We start from the raw sequence: 22071 nt of genomic DNA, 5'->3' as shown, positions 1-22071 counted from the left end.
TGGCTCCTAGAGCGTGTCGCTGAGTGCCTTGATCGGCATCTTCAGGTCGGCCAGCATGTCCAGGTCGCGCTGGGCCGGGCGGCCGAGGTTGGTCAGGTAGTTGCCGACGATGATCGCGTTGACCCCGCCGAGCATGCCCTTCTCGGCGCCGAGGTCGCCCAGGGTCAGCTCGCGGCCGCCCGCGAAGCGCAGCATGGTGCGCGGCAGGGCGAGCCGGAACGCGCCGACCAGCTTGAGCGCCTCGCGGCCCTCGATCGGCTCGTAGGCCTCGTACGGGGTGCCCGGCTGCGGGATGAGGAAGTTCATCGGGACCTCGTGCGGGTCCAGTTCCGCGAGCTGCACGGCGAACTCGGCGCGCTGCTCGGCGGTCTCGCCCATGCCGAGGATGCCGCCGCTGCAGACCTCCATGCCCGCCTCGCGGACCATCCGCAGGGTGTCCCAGCGCTCCTCCCAGGAGTGCGTGGTGACCACGTTCGGGAAGTGCGAGCGGGCCGTCTCCAGGTTGTGGTTGTAGCGGTGCACGCCCATCGCGACCAGCTCGTCGACCTGCTCCTGGGTGAGCATGCCCAGCGAGCAGGCGATCTGGATGTCGTTGCCGGACTCGCGGATGGCCTTGATGCCGTCGCGGACCTGGGAGAGCAGCCGGGCGTCGGGGCCGCGCACGGCGGCGACGATGCAGAACTCGGTGGCGCCGGTGAGCGCGGTCTGCCTGGCGGCCTCGACCAGGCCGGGGATGTCGAGCCAGGCGGAGCGGACCGGGGTGGGGAAGCGGCCGGACTGCGAGCAGAAGTGGCAGTCCTCCGGGCAGCCGCCGGTCTTGAGGCTGATGATGCCCTCGACCTCGACCTCGGGGCCGCACCAGCGCATCCGGACCTCGTGCGCGAGGGCGAGCAGGTCGTCGAGTCGGTCGTCGGCGAGCCGGAGGACCTCGAGCACCTGCTGCTCGGTGAGGCCGACCCCGCGCTCGAGCACCTGCTCGCGGGCGACGGCCAGCACGTCATCTGCGGGCGCGCTGTCGTGGGTGCGCTCGTCGGCGGCGGCGGTCACAGGGGTCCTCCTCGGGGGGTTGGCCCAGGTTGGGGTCAGTGCGTCAGTCTGCCGCATCGCCCTGGCCTGGATGAGCGATGAATGTCACGCGGGGTGCGTGTCGGCGAAGTCCTTGGCGTCGAAGGTGCCGCCGAGCACGGGGGCCAGCGCGGCCCGCGCGACCCGCGTGAACGCGGCCGGGTCGAGCGCGGCGGCACCCGCGGGGACCGCGCCGAGCAGCGGGGCGCCCGCGACGACGGGCAGGTCCTCCACGTTGCACCGGGTGGCGAGGTCCGGCGTGCCGGGCCAGGAGCCGATGACGACGCCGCAGAAGACGACACCCCGGCGGCGCAGGGCCTCGGCGGTCAGCGCGGTGGCGTTGAGGGTGCCGAGACCGGCCTCCGCGACCACCACGACCGGCGCGCCCAGGGCCCACGCCACGTCGGCGAGGGTGCCGCCGTCCGGGTCGAAGCGCACCAGCAGACCGCCCGCGCCCTCGACGAGCACCAGGTCGTGGTCGCGGTCCAGTTCGACGGCCGCGGCGGCGACCTCGGACGGGCGCACCGGCGGCATGCCGACCCGGCGGGCCGCGGTGTCGGGGGCCAGCGGGTCGGGGAAGCGGCGCAGCTCCCCGGTGGTCACCCCCGGGACCCGGGCCCTGACCTCGTCGACGTCACCCGGCTCGGTCGCGGTGACACCGGTCTGCGCCGGTTTGAGCACGGCCACCCGCTGGCCGTTGGCCGCGGCCAGCGCGGCGATCCCGGCGGTGACGACGGTCTTGCCGACGCCGGTGCCGGTCCCGGTGATCACGAGGACACTCACGGGCACACAGGTTAGCGGTTGATAACTTCCGCGACGCCGCGGCCGGGTTAGGGTCGGGTGTGACCACCGATACCGTCGTGCTCTACAGCGCCGGGTGGTGCGGCGACTGCCGCCGCGCCAAGTCCTGGCTCACCACCAACGCGATCCCCTTCACCGAGATCGACGTCGAGAACGACCCCGAGTCCCGCGACATCGCCGTGGCTCTCGCCGAAGGCCGCCGCACCATCCCGGTCCTGCTCCTCCCGGGCGGCGGCGTGCTCGTCGAACCGACCGACGCCGAACTGGCCACCGCCCTCGGCTAGCCCGCTGCCGCCGCGGCGACGACACCCGCGGTGATCGTGGCGATGTCGTCGGAGGTGCTGATGTAGGGCGGCATCGTGTAGACGAGGTCCCGGAACGGGCGCAGCCACACGCCCGCGGCGACGGCGGCCTTGGTGGCGGCGGCCATGTCCACCGGGTGATCGAGCTGGACGACGCCGATGGCACCGAGGACGCGGACGTCCCGGACGCCGGGGAGGTCCCTGGCCGGGGCCAGGCCCTGGGTCAGTTCGGCCTCGACGCGCCGCACGGTGCCACGCCAGTCACCTGCCAGGAGCAGGTCGATGGAGGCGAGGGCCACCGCCGAGGCGAGCGGGTTGCCCATGAAGGTGGGGCCGTGGGCGAGGACGGGGACCTCGCCCCGGGAGATGGCGTCGGCGACGCGTTCGGTGCACAGCGTCGCCGCCATGCTGAGGTAGCCGCCGGTCAGCGCCTTGCCGAGGCACAGGATGTCGGGGCTGATGCCCGCGTGGTCGGCGGCGAACAGCTCGCCGGTGCGGCCGAAGCCGGTGGCGATCTCGTCGAAGATCAGCAGGACGTCGTTGGCGAGGGTCAGCTCGCGCAGCACGTGCAGGTAGCGGGGGTCGTGGAAGCGCATGCCGCCCGCGCCCTGCACGACCGGCTCGACGATGACAGCGGCCAAGTCGTCGGCGTGGGTCTCGATCAGGTCGGCGAGGTGGGCGACGTAGTCGTGGTCGAACTCGGCGGGCGGTTCGTCGGCGAAGACCTGCTCGGGCAGGACACCGCGCCACAGGCTGTGCATGCCGCCGTCCGGATCGCACACGCTCATCGGGTTGAACGTGTCGCCGTGGTAGCCGCCGCGCCAGGTCAGCAGCTTGGTCTTGCGGGTGTCGCCCAGCGACCGCCAGTGCTGCAACGCCATCTTGATGGCCACCTCGACACCGACCGAGCCGGAGTCGCAGAGGAACACGTGCCGCAGCGGCTCCGGGGTGATCTCCACCAGCCGGGCGGCCAGGCGCACGGCGGGCTCGTGGGTGAGACCGCCGAACATGACGTGGCTCATCCGGCCGAGCTGGTCGGTGACCGCCGCGTCGAGCACCGGGTTCCGGTAGCCGTGGATCGCCGCCCACCACGACGACATGCCGTCGACCAGCTCGCCGCCACCGGCCAACCTCAGCCGAACCCCCTGCGCCGACTCGACGACCAGGGGCTCCTGGGTCCCGGGCATCGGCCCGTACGGGTGCCACACGTGCGCGCGATCAAGGGCGACCAACTCATCCCGAGTCATGGCCGCAGGCTAAGGAATGGCCGATTCCTCCTGCCAACCACCCCCGCTAGATACCTGCGAGTTCCTTGCGGCGGGCGACCAGGCGGGCGATCTCCCGGCCGTGGTCGGTCGGGACGATCCACTCCCCCGGCGGCACCGTGATCCGCACCGCGGGCCCCGGCGTCACCGTGACGCGCAGCTCTCCCACACCGGGCACCGGCAGCGTCGCCCGGCGGGCCACCATCACCTGTTCGACGGTCCCCACGCCGCTCAACGCCACCATCGGCCGCACCAGCCGGAACGGCCCCCGCCCGCCGGACAGCGTGATCCGGTCGTGGGCGACGAGCAGTTCGAGCCCCTTCGCCCCGCGCGCCTGCCACGGCACCTCGACCGGCGAGTCGGCCAGTTCGGGTGTGTACGGCTCGAGCACGCTCTCGCGCGCCCGGCGAGCGACCACCCAGCCACCCAGTCCGAAGAGGACAGCGGCGGGCGAGAGCCACGGGCTGATGGCACCCAGGTAGGAACCGCCGGCAGCACCGAGAACCGCCCCGGCGACCGGCCACCGGCGCGGCCGGAACCGGCGGCTGCGGAAGTACCAGGCGCCCAGTCCAAGTAGGACAGCGGGGACCACGAGTCCCGGCAACCAGCCGCCCACTGCGGTGAGCACCCCTCCGATCACCGGACCCACGGCGACGACCAGGCCGAGGTGCGGCCGCACCCGCCGAAGCCGGGCACCCACTACCCCACCTGCCACCTGCTCATCTCGCCCCCGCACCCGGTCACGGTACCCAACCGGACTCGCAAAACGCGGTATTGAGGACGAATGTCAACCCCTTGGCGTTTGACGCCACCGAACTGGCGTGATCCGCGAAAGCCCTCAAGCGCGCCGGCCTAACGCAGCCTGACGGGGAGGGTGTGCAGCGATCGGACGATGGTGCTTTCGCGCCACGTCAACGGGGTCGAGGTCAGGGCGAGATCGGGGAACCGGGCCAGCAGGGCGCCGATGGCCACCTCGCCCTCCATCCGGGCCAGGGGGGCGCCGACGCAGTAGTGGATGCCGTGGCCGAAGGCGAGGTGGGTGTTGAGGTCGCGTTCGATGTCGAGGACGTCCGGGTCGGGGAAGGCGGTGTCGTCCCGGTTGGCTGAGCTGAGGGCGACCACCACGAACTCGTCGGCCGGGATCTCCACTCCTGCCACCACTATGGGTTCGGTCGTGTAGCGCATCGTCGCCGTGTTGACCGGGCTTTCGAAGCGGAGCAGTTCTTCCACCGCGCGCGGCAACAGAGCCGGGTTCGCGCGCAACGCGGCTGCCTGTGCGGGGGATTGCAGCAACGACAGCACCCCGTTCGCAATGAGGTTGACCGTTGTCTCGTGGCCCGCGAGCAGCAGCAGGAACGCCATCGACAGCAGTTCGTTCTCGCTGAGCCGGTCGCCGTCGGAGCGGGCCTCGACCAACGCGGTCAGCAGGTCCTCGCCCGGCGTGGAGCGCTTGGACTCGATCAGCTCCATCACGTACCCGCCCGCCGCGACCCCGGCCTCGGTGATCTCCGTGGCGGTGGACGCGGTGGACAGCAGGGTGCTCGTCCAGCCGTGGAAGGCCTCGCGGTCGGACTCGGGGACGCCGAGGAGTTCGCAGATCACCGTCATCGGGACCGGGAAGGCGAGCGCGGGGATGAGGTCGACCTCGTCCAGGCCGTCGAGGGCGTCGAGCAGGTCCGAGGTGATCCGCTCGACCCTGGGCCGCAGGTGGCTGACCCCGCGCACGGTGAACGCCTTGTTGACCAGCTTGCGCAGCCGCGTGTGGTCGGGCGGGTCCATGTTGAGCATGTGCGCCTGGAGTTCCTGGCCGAACTCCGGGCGCGGGCTGCCCGGCTCGCGGTTGATCTCCAGCAGCGCGCCGGCCCGGACGTAGTCCTTGCTGACCCTGGGGTCCGACAGCACCGCCTTGGCGTCGGCGTACCGGGTGACCAGCCAGCCCCGCACACCGCGCGGTAGCACGACCGGCCGGACCGGGCCGGTGCGGCGCAGGTCGGCGTAGAGCCGGTGCGGGTCCTGGAAGAAGTCCGCGCCGATGCGGACCACCTCGTCCTCGACAGTCACGGTTCCCCCCTAGGTGCGCGTCCACCACCCACCGTACCCGCGATCACACCGGGAGTCAGGAAAGCGAGTCGGGGGCGGCGGATCAGGAAAGGCAACCGGGGCCGAGCAACGCCTTCAGGTCGCCCATCAGCGACGGCGACGGGCTGACCCGCAGCGCGTCGTCGAGCCGCAGCAGGGTCTGCCGGGGGCCGTTGATCAGCTTGAGGTGCACCTCGGTGGTGCCGGGGTGCGCGCCGAGCACGTCCTTGAGCTGGGCGACCAGCGGCGGGGTGCACTTGGTCGCCGCCATGCTCAGCCGGAACGGCGCGCCCGCGGCGTTGGACAGGTCCGGCACCGCGAGGTCGTTGGCGATCAGCGAGATCCGGTCCTCGCGCTTGGCGACCCTGGCCTTGACCAGCACGATCGCGTCCTCCAGCACGCCCATGCCGATCACCGCGTAGGTCTTGGGGAAGAACAGCGCCTCGATGCCACCGGCCAGGTCCTCCAGCTGCGCCGAGGCCCACGACTCGCCGTTGCGGTTCACCCTGCGGTTCACCGAGGCGAGGATGCCGCCGATGACCACCTGGGTGCCGTCGGGGATGTTGCCCTCCAGGATGGCGGCGATGGAGGTGTCGGACTGCGAGGTCAGGATGTGCTCGACGCCGTTGAGCGGGTGGCCGGAGACGTAGAGGCCGAGCATCTCCCGTTCCAGCGCCAACTGGTGCTTGGTCTCCCACACGTCGTCGGGCACCCTCACGTCGAACACGCTGGAGACGCTCTCGTCGGCCCCGCCCGCCGCGCCGAACAGGTCGAACTGGCCGACAGCCTCCGCCTTCTTGGTCTCCATGATGGCGTCGATGGCGTCGGTGTGGATGAGGAACAGGCCCTTGCGCGGGTGCTTGAGCGAGTCGAACGCGCCCGCCTTGACCAGCGACTCGACGACCTTCTTGTTGCAGCCCGACGCGTCGACCTTGCGCAGGTAGTCGGAGAAGTCGGCGAACTCGCCCTTCTCGGTGCGCGCCTTGATGATCGAGTCGACCACGTTGGCGCCGACGTTGCGGATCGCGCCGAGGCCGAAGCGGATGTCGTCGCCGACCGGGGCGAACTCCTTCTCCGACTCGTTGACGTCCGGCGGCAGCACCGTGATGCCCATCCGGCGGCACTCCGACAGGTAGACCGCGGCCTTGTCCTTGTCGTCGCGGACGCTGGTGAGCAGACCGGCCATGTACTCGGCCGGGTAGTTCGCCTTGAGGTAGGCCGTCCAGTAGGACACCAGCCCGTACGCGGCGGAGTGCGCCTTGTTGAAGGCGTAGTCGGCGAACGGGACGAGGATGTCCCAGAGGGTCTTGATCGCGTCCTTCGGATAACCGTTCTTCTCCATACCGCCGGAGAAGTTGACGAACTCCGCGTCCAGGACCTCTTTCTTCTTCTTGCCCATGGCCCGGCGCAGCAGGTCCGCCTGGCCGAGCGTGTAGCCCGCCAGCTTCTGCGCGATGGCCATGACCTGCTCCTGGTACACGATCAGGCCGTAGGTCGTGCCGAGGATGTCTTCGAGCGCCTCGGCCAGCGACGGGTGGATCGGGGTGATCTCCTGCTGCTTGTTCTTGCGCAGCGCGTAGTTGGTGTGCGACTTGGCACCCATCGGGCCCGGCCGGTAGAGCGCGCCGACCGCCGAGATGTCCTCGAAGTTGTCGGGGCGCATCAGCCGCAGCAGGTCGCGCATGGGGCCGCCGTCGAGCTGGAACACCCCGAGGGTGTCGCCGCGGGAGAGCAGCTCGTAGGTGTTCTTGTCGTCGAGGCCCAGCGTCTCCAGGTCGGGCACCGGCTTGCCGTTGCGCTCGATGTTGCGCAGCGCGTCGTCGATCACCGTCAGGTTGCGCAGGCCGAGGAAGTCCATCTTCAGCAGGCCCAGCGACTCGCAGGTCGGGTAGTCGAACTGGGTGATGATCGACCCGTCCTGCGGCCGCTTCCACAGCGGGATGGTGTCCATCAGCGGCTCGGCCGACAGGATCACCGCGCAGGCGTGCACCCCGGCGTTGCGGATCAGGCCCTCCAGGCCGCGGCCGGTGTCGATGATCTCCTTGACCTGCGGGTCGCTGTTGTAGAGCTCGCGGATCTCGGTGGCCTCGGCGTAGCGCTTGTGGCTGGGGTCGAACAGGCCGTTGAGCGGGATGTCCTTGGCCATGACCGCGGGCGGGTAGGCCTTGGAGATCTTGTCGGCGATGGCGTAGCCGGGCTGGCCGTAGAGCACCCGCGCGGAGTCCTTGATCGCCGCCTTGGCCTTGATGGTGCCGAAGGTGATCACCTGGGCGACCTTGTCGGCGCCCCACTTCTCGGTGGTGTAGCGGATGACGTCGCCGCGGCGGCGCTCGTCGAAGTCGATGTCGATGTCGGGGGGGCTGACCCGGTCCGGGTTGAGGAACCGCTCGAAGATCAGCCCGTGCGCCAGCGGGTCGAGGTCGGTGATGCCCATGGCGTAGGCGATCAGCGCGCCCGCGGCCGAGCCGCGGCCGGGGCCGACCCGGATGCCGTTGTTCTTCGCCCACTGGATCAGGTCGGCGACCACCAGGAAGTAGGCCGGGAAGCCCATCTGCAGGATGACGCCGATCTCGAACTCGACCTGCTTGGCGTGCACGTCGTCGACGCCCTCGGGGAAGCGCCTGCGCATCCCCTCCCACACCTGCTCGCGGAAGTACTCGTCCTCGGACTTGCCGTCCGGGATCGGGAAGCGCGGCATCAGGTTGCGGAACTCGAACATGCCCGCGATGTCGACCTTCTCGGCCACCAGCAGCGTGTTGCGGCAGCCCTCCTGCCACGGGTCGGACTGGTCGACCGCGCGCATCTCGTCGGGCGACTTCAGGTAGTAGCCGTCGCCGTCGAACTTGAACCGGGTCGGGTCCTGCAGCGTCTTGCCGGTCTGCACGCACAGCAGCGCGTCGTGGGAGTCGCTGTCGGACTTGTAGGTGTAGTGCGAGTCGTTGGTGACCACGAACGGGATGTCGAGCTTGCGGCCGATCTCGACCAGCCCGCTGCGGACCCGGTTCTCGATCTCCAGGCCGTGGTCCATCAGCTCGACGGAGAAGTACTCCTTGCCGTAGATCTCCTGCCAGGTGGCCGCCGCCTCCATGGCCTCCTTCTCCTGGCCGAGGCGCAGCCGGGTCTGCACGTCGCCGGAGGGGCAGCCGGTGGTGGCCATCAGGCCCTCGGAGTGCGCCGCGATCAGCTCCTGGTCCATCCGGGGCCACTTGCCGAGCTGGCCCTCCATGGAGGCCAGGCTGGAGAGCTTCATCAGGTTGCGCAGGCCGGTGTCGTTGCGCGCCCAGATCGTCTGGTGCAGGTAGGCGCCGGACGCCGAGACGTCGTCGCTCTTCTGACCGGGGTCACCCCAGCGCACCCGGTCCTTGCTGAACCGCGAGGCGGGCGCGATGTAGGCCTCGATGCCGAGGATGGGCTTGATGCCCGCGCCCTTCGCCTGCCGGAAGAAGTCGTAGATGCCGTTGGTGTGCCCGTGGTCGGTGATCGCCACCGACTCCATGCCGAGCCGCTCGCACTCGGCGAACATGTCCTTGAGCTTGGCCGCTCCGTCGAGCATCGAGTACTCGGTGTGCACGTGAAGGTGAGCGAAGGAGTCAGCCACCCGGTCACCCTAGCGACCCGGGCCGCGATCGTCCCGCATTGGGTGTGCGACGCGCCGGAAGTCGTTGGTACGACTGGGAAAGCGGGAATCGGATGACGGGCGGGCGGCGGAGGGGACAGAGTGTGACCATGCGCCTGCGCCCGGTGTCACCCGACGTGGTGATCGATGAGCTGACCGCGATGGTCCACACCCGGACCGGTGGCGGCCGGGTCAGGGTGCTGGTCGACGGCGCCCCGCCCACCGCGCCCGCCGAGCTGGCCGACGCCGTCGCCGAGCGGCTGCGGGTGCTGGGTCGGCCCGTGCTGCGGGTGTCCGCGGTGGACTTCCTCCGCCCTGCCTCGTTGCGGTTTGAACGCGGCAAGCAGGACCCGGACGCGCGGTACGAAACCTGGCTCGATGAGGGCGGTCTGCGACGCGAGGTCCTCTCGCCTCTAGCGGAGACAGGCACGGGCAAGGTCCTCCCCTCGTTGTGGAACGCGGCGACGGATAGGGCTACCCGAGCCGAATACGTCGACCTGCCCCCGGGTGGCGTACTGCTGCTCGACGGCGAGTTGTTGTTGGGCAGGGGCCTGCCGCACGAGGTGTCGGCGCACCTGTGGCTGTCGGCGCCCGCGCTGGTCAGGCGGCTGCCCGCGGCCGAGCACTGGGCGCTGCCCGCGTTCGCCCGCTACGACGCCGAGGTGCGGCCGCTGCACACCGCGGACCTGGGCGTCCGGGTGGACGACCCACGCCACCCCGCGGTGCTCGACGAACGCCCGGTGTGAGCGGATGATCACCGAGGGCCAAGATCACGTGTCGGCCCACGGCTTCCGGGGCGGGCCGTGGGGCGACCGGGTAGCGTCCGTGGGCGTGACGGATCCGGTTGACGCCCGCCTGCTCGGTGTGGTTGCCGAGATGGGCAGGGCCGCGGTGCACGAGGTGGCCGCGCGGCTTGGCATGGACCCCAGGGAGGCGGCGGCCCGGCTGGTCGCGCTCTCCGGCTCGGGGCTGCCCCTGCTGGTCGGCGTGGAGTGCGACCCCAACGGCCTGCGCGCGGCGCTCGCGCGGATGTCGGCGCCGATGGGCTACCCGCCGCCCCAGCAGCAGCCCGGCTACCAGCAGCCCTACCCGCAGCCGGTCATGCAGCAGCCGGTCCAGCAGTACGTCCCGCAGCCGGACCCGTTCGGGCAGAACTACCAGCAGCCGCACAGCGGTCCGGTCCGGACCGGACCGCCGAGCACCCCGTTCCCGGTGCCGACCGGTCCGCCGAGCCAGCCGTTCCCCGCGGTCAGCGAGCCGATCAGCACCTGGGGGCCGCCGCAGAGCTCCAGCTGGGCGCGCGGCGACCAGCCGCCGAGTGCCGGCGGCGGCCCGATGGACCGCACCCAGCCCGCGGTGCGCACGCCGCGCCAGGGCAAGGTCGGCGCGGTCCTGGAGACCTCCGGCCTGGAGGGCGAGCGGCTGGCCATCCAGCTGGTCGAGGTCGTCGACCCGGCCGACTACCTGTTCACCGCGGCGGGCTACCGGTTGCAGCCCGGCGAGCGCTCGATCGTGGTGCACACCGAGCTGACCAACCGGGGGACCACCCCGTTCGCCACCCTGCCGGACCTGTACCTGGTGCTGGTCAGCCCGGACGGCCAGTCGATCTCCAAGGCGCCGGTGTCGCTGTCGTCGCGGCCGCCGCACCGGATCGGGGTGCAGCCGGGCGAGATCGCCAGCGGGCACACGGTGTACGTGGTGCCGGAGCCGACGGTGATCACCTCGGTGCGCTGGAGCCCGCGCCCCGACGAGGAAGCGCTGACGCTGACCTGGTCGGTGGAGTAGCTCACCAGACGTTGCGCCGCTCCCACTCGGCCCACCGCTGTTTCCTGACCGCGGTCTTCTTCTTACCGCGCGCGGTAAGAAGCGCTCCGATCGCGACAAGAGTGGCCAGCACCACGAGCCCACTCGCGGCGTTGCCCCCGGCGTTGCCCGCGACCAACGAGACCAGCCACCCGATCAGAAACACCGCGGACGGGTAGAGCTCCAGGATCCCGACCAGGATCGCCAGGAGCAGCCGCAGCACGAACACGAGGAACCCCAGCGGCGGCGTGGAGCCGATCACGGAGTCGTCGTAGACCAGCCGGAACCCGTCGAACGGGTGGTAGAAGGTGTTGGCCCACCAGCTGTTCGCGAGCTCGCGCGACGCCTCGGTCTGCCGGAACCCCACCTCCGACAGGGTCGCGTTGGTGATGTCGATGGTGAACTCGTGCGGCCTGGCGGTCAGCGGCGCCCTGCCCTCCAGCACCGCGTGGAACTCGTCGCCCGCGGTGCGCAGGTCGAAGCCCTGGTCGGTTCCCCTGCGGTAGTCGCGGAACACGACCCGGGTGGTGTCGGGCCGCAGCGGCTCGGTGAACTGCAGGCCGATGGCCACCTCGCCGAGCGGGGTCACCAGCGACACCTCGCTCTTGACCTCGACCTTGTTCTCGCCCACGGTCAGGCTGAACGACACCGGGAAGACATCCGGGGTGCGCACCGACACCTCGAGGTTCCCGCAGCCCGCCACCGCGGCGAGGACGGCCAGCAAGATCGCGAACTTCCGCATACCCGCCCCGTCGCACCGGAGGTGCCCCGGGTTAGCCGGTGTCCGTGTTCTGTCCAGCGGCCGGTCCGGGTGCGACGGTCAGTAGTCCGCCTCCAGCACGGCCAGCGCGCCCGCGAGGTCCGGCGGGTACTCGCTGGTGAACTCCACCCAGGAGCCGTCAGCGGGGTGGTGGAAGCCCAGCGAGCGCGCGTGCAGCCACTGCCTGCTCAGGCCCAACCTCTTGGCCAGCACCGGGTCCGAGCCGTAGGTGAGGTCGCCGACGCACGGGTGGCGCAGCGCGGAGAAGTGGACGCGGATCTGGTGAGTGCGACCGGTCTCCAGCCTGACGTCCATCAGGGACGCCGCGCGGAAGGCCTCGATCGTCTCGTAGTGCGTGATGCTCGGCTTGCCATCGGCCACGACCGCCCACCGGTAGTCGTGACGCGGGTGGCGGTCGATAGGGGCGTCGATGGTGCCCACGCTCGGGTCGGGGTGTCCCTGGACCAGCGCGTGGTAGCGCTTCTCGACGGTCCTCTCCTTGAACGCGCGCTTGAGGACTGTGTACGCGTGCTCGCTCTTGGCGACGACCATCACGCCGGTCGTACCGACGTCGAGGCGGTGCACGACTCCCTGGCGCTCGGCAGCGCCAGAGGTCGAGACCCGGATACCGGCGGCGGCAAGGCCACCGATCACCGTTGTCCCGCTCCACCCCGGACTCGGGTGCGCGGCGACGCCGACCGGCTTGTCCACCACCACCACGTCGTCGTCCTGGTAGACGATCTCCATGCCCTCGACCTTGATGGCCTTGATCTCCACCGGCCGCTCGGGCTCGGGCAGGGTGACCTCGAGCCAGGTCCCGGCCAGCAGCCGGTCGGACTTGCCCGCGGGCCTGCCGTCGACCAGGACGTCACCCGCCTCGGCGATCGCGGCGGCCACGGTGCGGGACAGGCCGAGCAGCTTGGACAGCCCGGCGTCGACCCGCATGCCGTCGAGGCCGTCGGGGACCGGGAGGGTTCGGGAGTCGCTCACGCGTCTTCCCCCTTGCGCTGCTTGCGGGTGATGGTGCCGTCGTAGTCGCGGCCGAGCAGGGCGAGCAGCACGATCAGGACGCCGCCCACGGAGATGCCCGCGTCGGCGACGTTGAACACCGGGAAGAAGTCGCCGTCGGGGGCGAACACGGACACGAAGTCGACCACGTGGCCCTGGAACACCGCGGGGGCGCGGAAGATCCGGTCGGTCAGGTTGCCCATGGCCCCGGCCAGCACCAGCCCGAGACCCAGTGCCCAGCCGGTGGAGCGCAGCTTGGGCATGATCCAGATGATGGCGACCACGACACCGGCCGCGATCAGGGTGAACAGCCAGGTCATGCCGGTCGCCATGGAGAACGCGGCGCCCGGGTTGCGCACCAGCTGCAGGTAGACGGCGCCGCCGAGCAGCCGGATCGGTGCCTCGCCCTCCAGCGTCGCGGTGACGATGATCTTGGTGACCAGGTCGGCGGCGTAGACCAGCACCGCGGCGACGATCAGGATCAGCCCCCGTTTGCGGCCGAGCCCACCCTGCTCGGGCGCGCCCTCCTGCTGTTGGGTGTCGGGACTGTCGTCGTCACGTTCGGTGCTCACCGGGCCATTGTCCACCGGACCATTGTCCACGAGCGCGCGCAGGCTATTGCGCCAGGAAGGCGGGCAGCGGCCGCGGGTCCTGGACCGGTGCCCAGCGACCGTCCACGACGGCGTACTCGACGGCAGGTCCATCGGCCACCAGCGAGCGCAGCGCGGCGACCACCCGGTCGACGTGCTCGGCCCTGGTGCCCAGGCCGATGCTGATCCGGACGGCGCGCTCCTCCTGCGCCCCGGCCCGGCCGAGCAGCCTGCGGGTGGCGATGTGCGCGCAGAACGCGCCGTCGCGCACGCCGATGCCGTGCTCGGCCGACAGCACGGCCGCGACCAGGCCGGACTCGATGCCGTCGACGGTGAAGCTGACGACGCCGACCCGGTCGTGGTCGTCGCCGAACAGGCTCAGCGACCGCAGGCCGGGGACCGTGGCCAGGCCGACGCGCAGCTTGCGCAGCAGCGCGCGCTCGTGGTCGACCACCGCCTCCCAGTTCTCGGCCAGGGTGTCGCAGGCGACCGCGAGGGCGTGCGCGCCGACGACGTTGGGCGAGCCCGCCTCGTGCCGCTCGGGGACCGCGGACCAGGCGACACCGAGCCGGTCGCCCCAGTCGACGACCTGGGCGGTGGCGCCGCCGCCGACCAGGTACGGCTCGGTGGCCTTGAGCCAGTCGGCGCGGCCGACGAGCGCGCCGGTGCCGAACGGGGCGTAGAGCTTGTGGCCCGACAGCGCCACGTAGTCGACGTCGAGCGCGCGGATGTCGATCGGACGGTGCGGTGCGAGCTGCGCGGCGTCTAGCGCTACCCGTGCACCGTGACGGCGGGCGACCTCGCTGAGCGCCTTGATCGGCCAGACCTCGCCGGTGACGTTAGAGGCGGCGGTCAGCACTACCAGCCGCGGACCGACCGGGGTGGCGCGAAGAGCCTCGTCGAGCGCGAGGACAGCGTCGCCCGCGCTCGCCGGGGTCTGCACGCGGTGCACGTTCGGGCCGCGCCACGGCAGCAGCGCCGCGTGGTGCTCGGTGTCGAACAGCACGACCGACGTCGCCCGGGGCAAGGCCTTGGCCAGCAGGTTCAGGCTGTCGGTGGTGTTGCGGGTGAACACCACGGTGTCGGAGGCGTCGGCGCCGACGAACCGGCGCAGCACGCGGCGCGCCCGCTCGTAGACCTTGGTGCTGACCTGGGAGGCGAACCCGGCGCCGCGGTGCACGCTGGCGTACCAGGGCAGCAGCTCGTCGACCGCGTCGCGGACGGTGTCGAGGCACGGCGCGCTGGCGGCGTGGTCGAGGTTGGCGTAGGGCACCTGCCTGCCGTCGACCAGCGGGACGTCGAGGCGCGCACCGGCGACCGCGGGCACGGCGGGTGCGAGGGGAGCCTGCTCGGCTCGGGCGGTGGGAACAGCGAGCGTCATGCCGACCTCCAGGTCCGGGACCCGGAGCGGTGATCGGCGGGTCCGCGCTTGTCCGCCCGCACTGCGCGGGAGGACCAGGTATTCACCCGGGGCACCCCACCGCGGAGGAGGGTTGCCGGCCAGCAAACCGGGGTTTGACGCTGGCGCTCATTACCTTGTCGAGCACTCTATCGGACGCTCGGCCGCCCATTCGAGGGGGTGAGGCCTGGATCACCCCTCCCCGGTCTCACCCCGCCACCGCGCGTAGCGGCCCGAACGGTCGACCGCGCGGATGCGCCGCTCGGTCGCGGCCTTGGCCTGCTGGGTCGCCACGATCAGGATCTGGTCGCCTTCCTGCAGGCGGGTCGTGGGCACCGGCGTGAACCCGGCGCCCGCCCTGGCCACGAGGCTGACCGTCGCGCCCTCCGGCAGCCGCAGTTCGGAGAGGTAGACACCGTGCAGTCTGGACCCGACGGGGATGGTGAGCTGGAGGAGTTCGGCGTCGAGTTCGTCGAGAGTGGCGGCGTCGACCTCGACCTCCTTGGGGTGCGCCCCGCTGTCGAGGCCGAGCAGCCTGGCCAGCCCGCCCAGCGTGCTGCCCTGCACCAGGGTGAGCACGATGACCAGGACGAACACCGCGTCCACCAGCCGTTGCGCGCCGGGCACGCCCTGCGACAGCGGGATCATGGCGAGCACGATCGGCACCGCGCCGCGCAGGCCCGCCCAGGACAGGAAGACCTGTTCGCGCCAGGGCATCCGGAACGGCAGCATCGAGATGAGCACCGACAGCGGTCTGGCTATCAGCGTGATCACGGCGCCCGCGACCAGCCCCGGCACGACCGCGTCGAGCAGCCGGGACGGGGAGGCGAAGAGTCCCAAGAGGACGAACAGACCGATCTGCGCGAGCCAGCCCAGTCCTTCGGCGAAGGAGATGGTGTCGGAGCGGTGGGGCAGTCGTGCGTTGCCCAGGACTAGAGCCGCCAGGTATGTGGCCAGCAGCCCGGAAGCGTGCAGGCTCTGTCCAGCAGCGAACGCCAACACACACACGGCGACTGTGGCCAACGGGTAGAGACCGGTCGACGGTAGGGCCGCCCGGCGCAGTGCGTGCGACCCGACCCAGCCGAGCGCCAAGCCGATCGCAGCACCCCCACCGAGTTCGTAGGCGGCGGTGAGGGAGAGAAACCAGTCGACTTCGTCGGACGAGGTAAGGACAACGACGGCGATGTAGCTGGGGGCATCGTTGATGCCGCTCTCCAACTCCAGCGACCCGACCAGCTTGCGCGACACGGACAACCGGCGCAGCACGCTGAACACCGCTGCGGCGTCGGTCGAGGCGAGCACCGCGCCCCACAGCAACGCCAACCGCCAGTCGAACCCGAGCAGCCAGTGCAACCCCGCGCCGGTGACCAGGACGGTGATCACCACGGCCAGTGTGGACAGCAGGATCCCGGGCAGCAGCGCGCTCCTCACCTCGCTCCAGCGCGTGGTGAGCCCGCCCTCGGCGAGGATGAGCACCAGCGCCGCGAGCCCGAGGGACTGGGTCAGCTCGGCGTTGGAGAACTCGATCCCCAGCCCCGCCTCGCCGATGACCAGGCCCAGCCCCAGGTAGAGCAAGAGCGACGGCAACCCGAGTCGGACCGATGCGCGTACCGCGAACACCGCGACCAGCAGAACAGCCGCACCGATCCCCAACGCGAAGGTGAGCTCCTGCACGCCACCTCCAGATCCCGTCCGTATCGCGAGCATTGTCCCTTGCCAGCCGCCGCGGTCGCGCACCCACCCGAAGGTGAGGCGATGATCACGAACCGGCGCCGAGCAGCCGTGCTAGCACCGCGGGCGCGTCCGGTGGCGCCGGGTCGATCTCCACGACCTTGTCCCGGCCGCGCTCCCCCGCCACGATCACCACGTCCCGCGACCGCACCCCGAACGCGTCGGCGAGCGCCTGCCGCACCGCCTCGTTCGCCTTACCCTCCACCGCGGCCGCGGCGACCGCGACGACGACAGCGTCCCCGTCGCCCCAACGCCCGCCGACGATTTCCCGCTTCGCGCCCGGTTTCACGCGTACCGCGAACCTCATCCGTCACCGTCCGGTTGGGCCAGGAGGATCAGCATCACGTCGGCGACGTAGGCCCGCTTGGCGGCGGGGGTGCGCGGGACGACCGCGGGGTTGGCCCGCTGGAGTTGGGCCTGCCCGAGGTAGATCGAGTAAGCGGTCGCGGCGCGGCGGCGGGCCTGGGCGCGGGTGAAGCCGAGTTGGGTGAAGAGGGTGACCACGTAGTCCATCCGCCGCGACCCGACCCTGGCGACGGCCGCGGCGACGAGCGGGTCGCCGAGGCTGGACTGCAACGCCAGCTCCACGTCCACCCCCCGCTCCGGGCGCACCACGGCGCTGATCAGCCGGTGCAGCCGCTCCACCGGCGTCGCGCCCTGCTCGGCGTGCGCGATCACCGCCTCGGTGTGCTCGTGCTCCCAGCGCAGCAGGGTCGCCTCGACCAGCGCGTCGCGGGTCGGGAAGTGCCAGTAGACGCTGCCCTTGGTCGCCCCGGCACGCGCGGCAAGCGGCTCGACGGCGACAGCCGCCAACCCGCCCTCCGCCAACGCCGCCAACGCCGCGGCCGTCCAGTCCTCCCGAGTCCTGCGCACCACGGCCATACGTTAGCGTACGGTCAAACCATACGGTCCCGTATGGAAGGCGCAGCAGATGATCTTCAACCGCCACCAGCGCGCGCTCCAGGCTCCCCCCGCCGAAGCCGCCCACCTCCTCGACGACCTGGCCCTGCCCGACACCGCGACCTGGCCGAGGGAGCACTGGCCCGCCCTCCGCCTCGACCGCCCCCTGTCCCCCGGCGCGACCGGCGGCCACGGCCCCATCCACTACACCTGCACCGACTACATCCCCGGCCACCGAGCCGAGTTCACCTTCACCCCCGACGCCCCCGTCCGCGGCGGCCACGCCCTCACCCTGTTGACCGGCCCCACCCCGGCGACATCGGTCCTCCGCCACGACCTCTACGGCCACCCCCAGGGCCTAGGACACCTCACCTGGCCCCTGATCTTCCGCTGGCTCCACGACGCCCTCATGGAAGACCTCCTGGACAACGTCGAACGCGCCCTAGGCACCCCACCCGCACACCCCGCCCACTGGACCCCCTGGGTCCAAACCCTCCGCCGCCTCCGCTGAGTCCATCCCCAACCAAGCCGGATCACTCTCCCCCGCCACGCCGAGCCACTCTCTTCCGCCACCCCCTCTCATCCCCACCCGGCACCGTCCCGACTCGGCAGGGCCACCGCCCACCCCTCGCCCTGTGTCGCACCGTTCTCGCCCGGCAACGTTCCCGGCCTGGCAAGACATCGCCCACGCCTTCGCCCCACGTCGCACCGTTCCCAACCCGACAGCGCCACCATCGCCAAGACGCCCCACCCACGCCCTCAACCCCCACACCGCCTCTTACCCCACCGCCCCCGGTTCGCGCCCGCGCGCGGGTCGAGCCTCGCCCAGCCCCCACCCACCCGGGGGGCGTCCCTGCGCCAGTGTATCGGGCCACGGTTGCGTTTCGCGAAAACGCGAACCGTCTGTGGACAACTGCGGCGTTGTGGATGGGCACGACCTGGGGGCGAGCGCGGCGGAAAGCGGGAATTCACCCGATCGAGGGCCAACCAAGCGCACATGGGGAACGAATGCGGGTGGCCGACCGCGGGCGCCCGAATGGCGCAGTGGGCGCTGCTGCATCACTCGTAAGGCCCTAGGGCCGAACACGTAAAGTTGCCCTGTGCACTTGCGTTTGCACGGGATTACGATGGGGCGACCGTCACGCCGGATCGGCCATCGAAGGGGGTTCCGGCTCGCGCCCGGTGCTCGCCGGGACGGCCGAGCGGGCTGCCACATGACCTCTCACCGCTGGAGCGTGGAGTCGGCCGACCGGGTGGGCGTGCGGAGCGTGTGGACCGCCGCGCAGGCGCGGGCCAGGGCTCTGGACCTCGACATCCTCACCACCGCCGCGGTGCTGGCCGTGGCGGCGCTCGCGGCCGTGTTGCGGCTCGGCGCGCTCGGTTCCCCCGCGCAGGCGGGCGAGGGCCGGAACGTGTCACAGGTGTTCGCCGTCGATTCGCTGGGTGCGCTATTGGATGCCAACGCGTCCCCTTTGGCATGGTTACAAGCTGGTGGCTACACGGCTCTTACCGAGGCGTTCGTAAGACACGAAACAGCCCTAGGCGCCGCGAGAGAGCCGATGGTCCTATTCGCTGTAATGACAGCCATCCTGATGTGGGTGCTATCGCGCAGGATGGGGTTATCGCGGCTGACGGGGGCAATAGCGCTCGGTATTGCCGCCCTCTCCCCCATGGCGCTAGGACTCCAGTTAGGCGTAAGACCCGAGAACGTCGCCATGCCCTGGGCCCTGGCCGGGATCGCCCTGCTGTGGACGCCGCGCAAGCACCGAAGACTCGCGCCAGACCTGTGGGCGACCCTGTTCCTTGTCATCGCCGTGATCACGGCACCGGTGACCGCGTTGCTGATCGTTACCGCCGCCTGGTTGATCTGGCGCCGCAGACGCAAACGGCTGTCCCTGATGCTCGCGTCCCTCTTCGTCCTAGGCACCGGCATCGGCATGGGCCTCGCGGCAGGGCTAGCTGGACTTCTCATCGCCGCCGAAGGACCCCGCGCCCAGGAGTGGATCGCCACAGACCCGCTGCTGGCCGCTGCCGGCCTCTTAGCCACTCTGCTGGCGCTCTTCTCTTACCGCCTCCGTCCCCTGGCAGTCGGAGTGCTCGCTCTTATCGCTGTCGCCGTCATCCCCGGCGGACCCGGGACAGCGGCTCTTGCCTTGGCGGTCGCCCCGGCGGCTCTTCTGGTCACCGGCGTAGTCGAGCGAGCGACCCGTCCCCCGCGGATACCGGCCGTGATCCTGGGCGTGGTCCTAGCGGCTACAGCGATCCCCTCATGGGTAGGTGGCCTGCGCGCGTCCATCTCCAACCGCGTCGACCCAGAGCCGGTCGCGGACGCTTCCCTTTGGCTGCAAGAGAACCTGCCGACCACACCTGTGGTCACCGACGGCATAACCTGGGTCGAACTGGTCCGCGGCGGCCGCGACCCTGAGGCCGCGAGACTCGTCGTCGACTGCCCCGCCACCTGCTCAGCCCAGTCGTGGCTCGTGGTCACCCCCGGACTACGGCTGGTCCTATCGCGGCGCCCCGCACTGGCTCAAGCAGCGGCGACAGGCCAGACCGTCGCCGTCTTCGGTACGGGTGACGACCGCGTCGAGATCCATCGGCCTTCTATCGCAGGCACCACGGACACCGAAGAGGAACGACAGGCCCGCGCGGAGGTCGGCGCCAAGGTGGCCGACTCCCCCAGGATCGCCGCGCCGATCACGGTCGACCAGACCCTAAGGACGGGCCGCACCGACCCCCGCTTACTCACAACGTTGGCCGCGTTGTCACAAACGCGCCCGGTACGGGTAACAGCTCTACCCGAGGTAGCGGGCGAAGACGCCGCCAACCAACCACGTCGACAGGCACTGCTCACTGCCGCAGAGGAGCCTGCCGACGAGATAGCGCAGTTCTTCACCAGCCAGAATGGCGTACTACGCCCGGAATCGGTCACCGCCACCGCCGAGGGCGTCCTTATCCGCTACCCGGCGGGCACCCCGGCGGGCCTGCTCATCCCGTTCGGTTAGATGGCCCCGAGGAACTTCCCCGTTACCGCTACTGCGGGCGCCGCCGCACCGGCGTTCTCCACCAAGACCGCGAACGCGACATCGTCGCGGTACCCGGCGAACCAGCCGTGCGCCTGCGACCCGTCGCCAAACTGCGCCGTGCCGGTCTTGCCGTGCACCGCGCCATACCCCTTCAGCGCCTCGCCGCGCCCGGCCGTGACGACCTCGCGCATCATCGAGCGCAGGTCCGCGATCACCGCGCCGGACGGTCCTTTGTAGCCGGTCTTCACCGTCGTCTTGACCGTGGTGAACAGCTGCGGCGTGACCGGCCCGCCCTTGGCCACGGTCGCCGCCATCAGCGCCAGGCCGAACGGGCTGGTCTGCACCGTGCCCTGCCCGATGCTGTTCTCCGCCTGCTGCGCGACACCGCTCGCCGCGTCGACCCGGCCGGTCTGGGTGGTCAGCCCGGGGATCTCGAAGTCGGCGGCGAGGCCGAACTGGGCCGCGGCCTTGGGCAGCGCGTCCAGCGGCAGGTCGGCGGCCAGTTGCGCGAAGGTGGTGTTGCACGACTTGGCGAACGCGGTGTGCAGCGGCACGTCGCCGAGGTCGAAGTCGGCGTTGCGGATGGTGCGCGTCCCGATCACCTTCGACCCCGGGCAGGGCAGCACGGTGTTCGCGGTCGTCTTCCCCGAGCCGAGCGCGGCCGCGCCGGTCACCACCTTGAACGTCGACCCAGGCGGGTACAGGCCGTTGAGCGCCTTGGGCGCGGTCCCAGCGGTCGTGTTCTGCGCCACCGCCAGGATCCCGCCGGTCGACGGCTGGATCGCGACCAGGTACGCGGGCGCCGACACCGAGTCCACCGCGGCCTGCGCGGCGTTCTGCGTCTTGACCCTGACCGTGGTGCGCAGCGGCTCCTTCGGCGGGGTAACGGTGCCGAACAGGTTCTCGATCTCCTTGCCCCCGCCGTCGACCAGCGCGATCCGGCTGGTGCCCGCCACGTCCTGCGGCGTCACCGACCTGGACATGGCCCCGACCAGCATCGGCGCCAGCTTCGGGTCGGCGGCCCTGGCGGTGCTGCCCTGCCAGGTCAGCACCGGGGCGCCGTCCTTGTCGACGACGGCGGTGGGCTGCCCGGCGGCGCCGATCAGGGCGAGCTTGGTGCCCGGCACCAGCCGCGGGTGCACCAGGGTCGGGTTCCAGCGCACCACCCAGCGCTGCCCGGAGCGGACCAGGCCGAAGGAGCTGGCGTACTTCCAGGTCTGGCCGCCGCCGATCTGCCAGGAGAGCTGGAAGGTGGCGGTGGGCTGCGCGGCTGTGTCCTCGGGCAACACGCTCGCGGTAGCGAGAACGACGTCCGGTCGCAGTGTGCTGTTGACCGCGGTAAGAACCGACTCCGCGGCGGCAGGGTCATCGGTCAACTGGGCCGCGGCGCTGAACTGCTGCGTGGAGAACGCGCGCAAGAACTGCTCGGATACCTGAGACGGGGTGAGTTGGGGCTGTGCGGCGGTGGTCTGACCGGTACCACCTTGCGCGCTGGCGAGGTCCGGCGCTGGGGCGCGATCACCCGGCAGCAGCACGAATAACGCGACTACGACGATTGCGACAACGGCGACCCCGCCTACAGCCAGGACCACCCGCCTACGCGCTTGCGACACGCCCTTACCCCCAGTGCGTCCCGAGTCGCGTGCCTCTCACGCGACTCGGCCACACGATGCCAGGCCGTGGCCTCCCGCTACCAGCGATCCTTCGGAAAGCCACGGCCCTGGCA

General features: G+C 71.0%; 19 protein-coding genes and 1 riboswitch. Of the genes, 5 read left to right on the top strand and 14 right to left on the bottom strand.

Features of this window, described 5'->3' with window-relative positions; all coding sequences use genetic code 11:
* Positions 1–6: 6 nt before the first annotated feature.
* Positions 7–1047 carry a biotin synthase BioB gene (gene bioB / locus BMY07_RS15875; protein WP_092778874.1) on the bottom strand — a complete coding sequence of 347 codons (1041 nt, stop codon included), beginning with the start codon at positions 1045–1047 and terminating at the stop codon, positions 7–9.
* A gap of 84 nt (positions 1048–1131) precedes the next feature.
* A complete protein-coding gene (gene bioD, locus BMY07_RS15870; RefSeq protein ID WP_092778873.1) occupies positions 1132–1848 on the bottom strand; it encodes a dethiobiotin synthase in 717 nt (238 codons plus the stop codon).
* A 59-nt stretch (positions 1849–1907) separates the two neighbouring features.
* Here bioD and BMY07_RS15865 point away from each other — a divergent pair, with 59 nt between their 5' ends.
* A complete protein-coding gene (locus BMY07_RS15865; RefSeq protein WP_092778872.1) occupies positions 1908–2150 on the top strand; it encodes a glutaredoxin family protein in 243 nt (80 codons plus the stop codon).
* Here the strand turns inward: BMY07_RS15865 and BMY07_RS15860 are convergent.
* The 4 genes from BMY07_RS15860 to dnaE form a co-directional block, all read right to left on the bottom strand.
* Entirely contained in the window at positions 2147–3415 is a 1269-nt protein-coding gene (locus BMY07_RS15860) for an adenosylmethionine--8-amino-7-oxononanoate transaminase (RefSeq protein ID WP_092778871.1), read from the bottom strand. The two genes, BMY07_RS15865 and BMY07_RS15860, sit on opposite strands and share 4 nt — an antisense overlap.
* Positions 3416–3461: 46 nt before the next feature.
* A complete protein-coding gene (locus BMY07_RS15855) occupies positions 3462–4133 on the bottom strand; it encodes a hypothetical protein (protein WP_143073508.1) in 672 nt (223 codons plus the stop codon).
* 152 nt (positions 4134–4285) lie between these two features.
* Positions 4286–5494, bottom strand: a complete 1209-nt coding sequence (locus BMY07_RS15850) for a cytochrome P450 family protein (RefSeq protein ID WP_092778864.1) — start codon at positions 5492–5494, stop codon at positions 4286–4288.
* 82 nt (positions 5495–5576) lie between these two features.
* Complete coding sequence (gene dnaE / locus BMY07_RS15845) at positions 5577–9110, bottom strand: DNA polymerase III subunit alpha (RefSeq protein WP_092778863.1); 3534 nt, start codon at positions 9108–9110, stop codon at positions 5577–5579.
* Positions 9111–9238: 128 nt separating this feature from the next.
* Here dnaE and BMY07_RS15840 point away from each other — a divergent pair, with 128 nt between their 5' ends.
* The gene (locus BMY07_RS15840) at positions 9239–9874 is read left to right on the top strand and encodes a nucleoside/nucleotide kinase family protein (protein WP_092779156.1); all 636 of its coding nucleotides are present in this window, start codon (positions 9239–9241) and stop codon (positions 9872–9874) included.
* Positions 9875–9953: 79 nt separating this feature from the next.
* Positions 9954–10913 (top strand): AsnC family protein, encoded by a 960-nt coding sequence (locus BMY07_RS15835; RefSeq protein WP_177215608.1) that lies wholly within the window; start codon positions 9954–9956, stop codon positions 10911–10913.
* Between the two features lies 1 nt (position 10914).
* Here BMY07_RS15835 and BMY07_RS15830 read toward each other — a convergent pair whose 3' ends face one another.
* From BMY07_RS15830 to BMY07_RS15800, 7 genes are all read right to left on the bottom strand, one after another.
* Positions 10915–11673 (bottom strand): hypothetical protein, encoded by a 759-nt coding sequence (locus BMY07_RS15830; RefSeq protein WP_092778860.1) that lies wholly within the window; start codon positions 11671–11673, stop codon positions 10915–10917.
* 78 nt (positions 11674–11751) lie between these two features.
* Positions 11752–12636: an RluA family pseudouridine synthase gene (locus BMY07_RS15825; RefSeq protein WP_092779154.1), complete on the bottom strand. Its 885-nt coding sequence runs from the start codon at positions 12634–12636 to the stop codon at positions 11752–11754.
* Positions 12637–12677: 41 nt separating this feature from the next.
* Positions 12678–13271 carry a signal peptidase II gene (gene lspA / locus BMY07_RS15820; protein ID WP_245782412.1) on the bottom strand — a complete coding sequence of 198 codons (594 nt, stop codon included), beginning with the start codon at positions 13269–13271 and terminating at the stop codon, positions 12678–12680.
* 43 nt (positions 13272–13314) lie between these two features.
* The gene (locus tag BMY07_RS15815) at positions 13315–14670 is read right to left on the bottom strand and encodes an aminotransferase class V-fold PLP-dependent enzyme (RefSeq protein WP_092778856.1); all 1356 of its coding nucleotides are present in this window, start codon (positions 14668–14670) and stop codon (positions 13315–13317) included.
* Positions 14671–14709: 39 nt separating this feature from the next.
* Positions 14710–14825, bottom strand: a riboswitch (SAM riboswitch).
* A gap of 55 nt (positions 14826–14880) precedes the next feature.
* The gene (locus tag BMY07_RS15810; RefSeq protein WP_425426300.1) at positions 14881–16362 is read right to left on the bottom strand and encodes a potassium/proton antiporter; all 1482 of its coding nucleotides are present in this window, start codon (positions 16360–16362) and stop codon (positions 14881–14883) included.
* 85 nt (positions 16363–16447) lie between these two features.
* Positions 16448–16726 carry a DUF167 domain-containing protein gene (locus tag BMY07_RS15805; protein ID WP_092778853.1) on the bottom strand — a complete coding sequence of 93 codons (279 nt, stop codon included), beginning with the start codon at positions 16724–16726 and terminating at the stop codon, positions 16448–16450.
* Positions 16723–17295 (bottom strand): TetR/AcrR family transcriptional regulator, encoded by a 573-nt coding sequence (locus tag BMY07_RS15800; RefSeq protein ID WP_245782411.1) that lies wholly within the window; start codon positions 17293–17295, stop codon positions 16723–16725. The genes BMY07_RS15805 and BMY07_RS15800 overlap by 4 nt, the downstream gene beginning before the upstream one ends.
* Positions 17296–17350: 55 nt before the next feature.
* Here BMY07_RS15800 and BMY07_RS15795 point away from each other — a divergent pair, with 55 nt between their 5' ends.
* On the top strand, positions 17351–17830 hold the full coding sequence (locus BMY07_RS15795) for an SRPBCC family protein (RefSeq protein ID WP_092778851.1): 480 nt from the start codon (positions 17351–17353) through the stop codon (positions 17828–17830).
* 703 nt (positions 17831–18533) lie between these two features.
* Positions 18534–20324, top strand: a complete 1791-nt coding sequence (locus BMY07_RS15790; RefSeq protein WP_143073507.1) for an ArnT family glycosyltransferase — start codon at positions 18534–18536, stop codon at positions 20322–20324.
* Here BMY07_RS15790 and BMY07_RS15785 read toward each other — a convergent pair.
* Complete coding sequence (locus BMY07_RS15785; RefSeq protein ID WP_245782410.1) at positions 20321–21958, bottom strand: penicillin-binding transpeptidase domain-containing protein; 1638 nt, start codon at positions 21956–21958, stop codon at positions 20321–20323. The genes BMY07_RS15790 and BMY07_RS15785 overlap by 4 nt on opposite strands.
* Positions 21959–22071: the final 113 nt, after the last annotated feature.

The organism is Actinokineospora terrae (genome assembly GCF_900111175.1).
In the GTDB taxonomy this organism is placed as follows: Bacteria; Actinomycetota; Actinomycetes; order Mycobacteriales; family Pseudonocardiaceae; genus Actinokineospora; species Actinokineospora terrae.
This window is presented reverse-complemented; position numbering and strand designations above follow the sequence as displayed.

Coding starts and splice junctions, on each gene's coding strand:
- BMY07_RS15860 (WP_092778871.1), bottom strand. CDS start 3,415: ATGACTCGGGATGAGTTGGTCGCCCTTGATCGCGCGCACGTGTGGCAC.
- BMY07_RS15840 (WP_092779156.1), top strand. CDS start 9,239: ATGCGCCTGCGCCCGGTGTCACCCGACGTGGTGATCGATGAGCTGACC.
- BMY07_RS15830 (WP_092778860.1), bottom strand. CDS start 11,673: ATGCGGAAGTTCGCGATCTTGCTGGCCGTCCTCGCCGCGGTGGCGGGC.
- BMY07_RS15825 (WP_092779154.1), bottom strand. CDS start 12,636: ATGCGGGTCGACGCCGGGCTGTCCAAGCTGCTCGGCCTGTCCCGCACC.
- BMY07_RS15815 (WP_092778856.1), bottom strand. CDS start 14,670: ATGACGCTCGCTGTTCCCACCGCCCGAGCCGAGCAGGCTCCCCTCGCA.
- BMY07_RS15805 (WP_092778853.1), bottom strand. CDS start 16,726: ATGAGGTTCGCGGTACGCGTGAAACCGGGCGCGAAGCGGGAAATCGTC.
- BMY07_RS15795 (WP_092778851.1), top strand. CDS start 17,351: ATGATCTTCAACCGCCACCAGCGCGCGCTCCAGGCTCCCCCCGCCGAA.
- BMY07_RS15790 (WP_143073507.1), top strand. CDS start 18,534: ATGACCTCTCACCGCTGGAGCGTGGAGTCGGCCGACCGGGTGGGCGTG.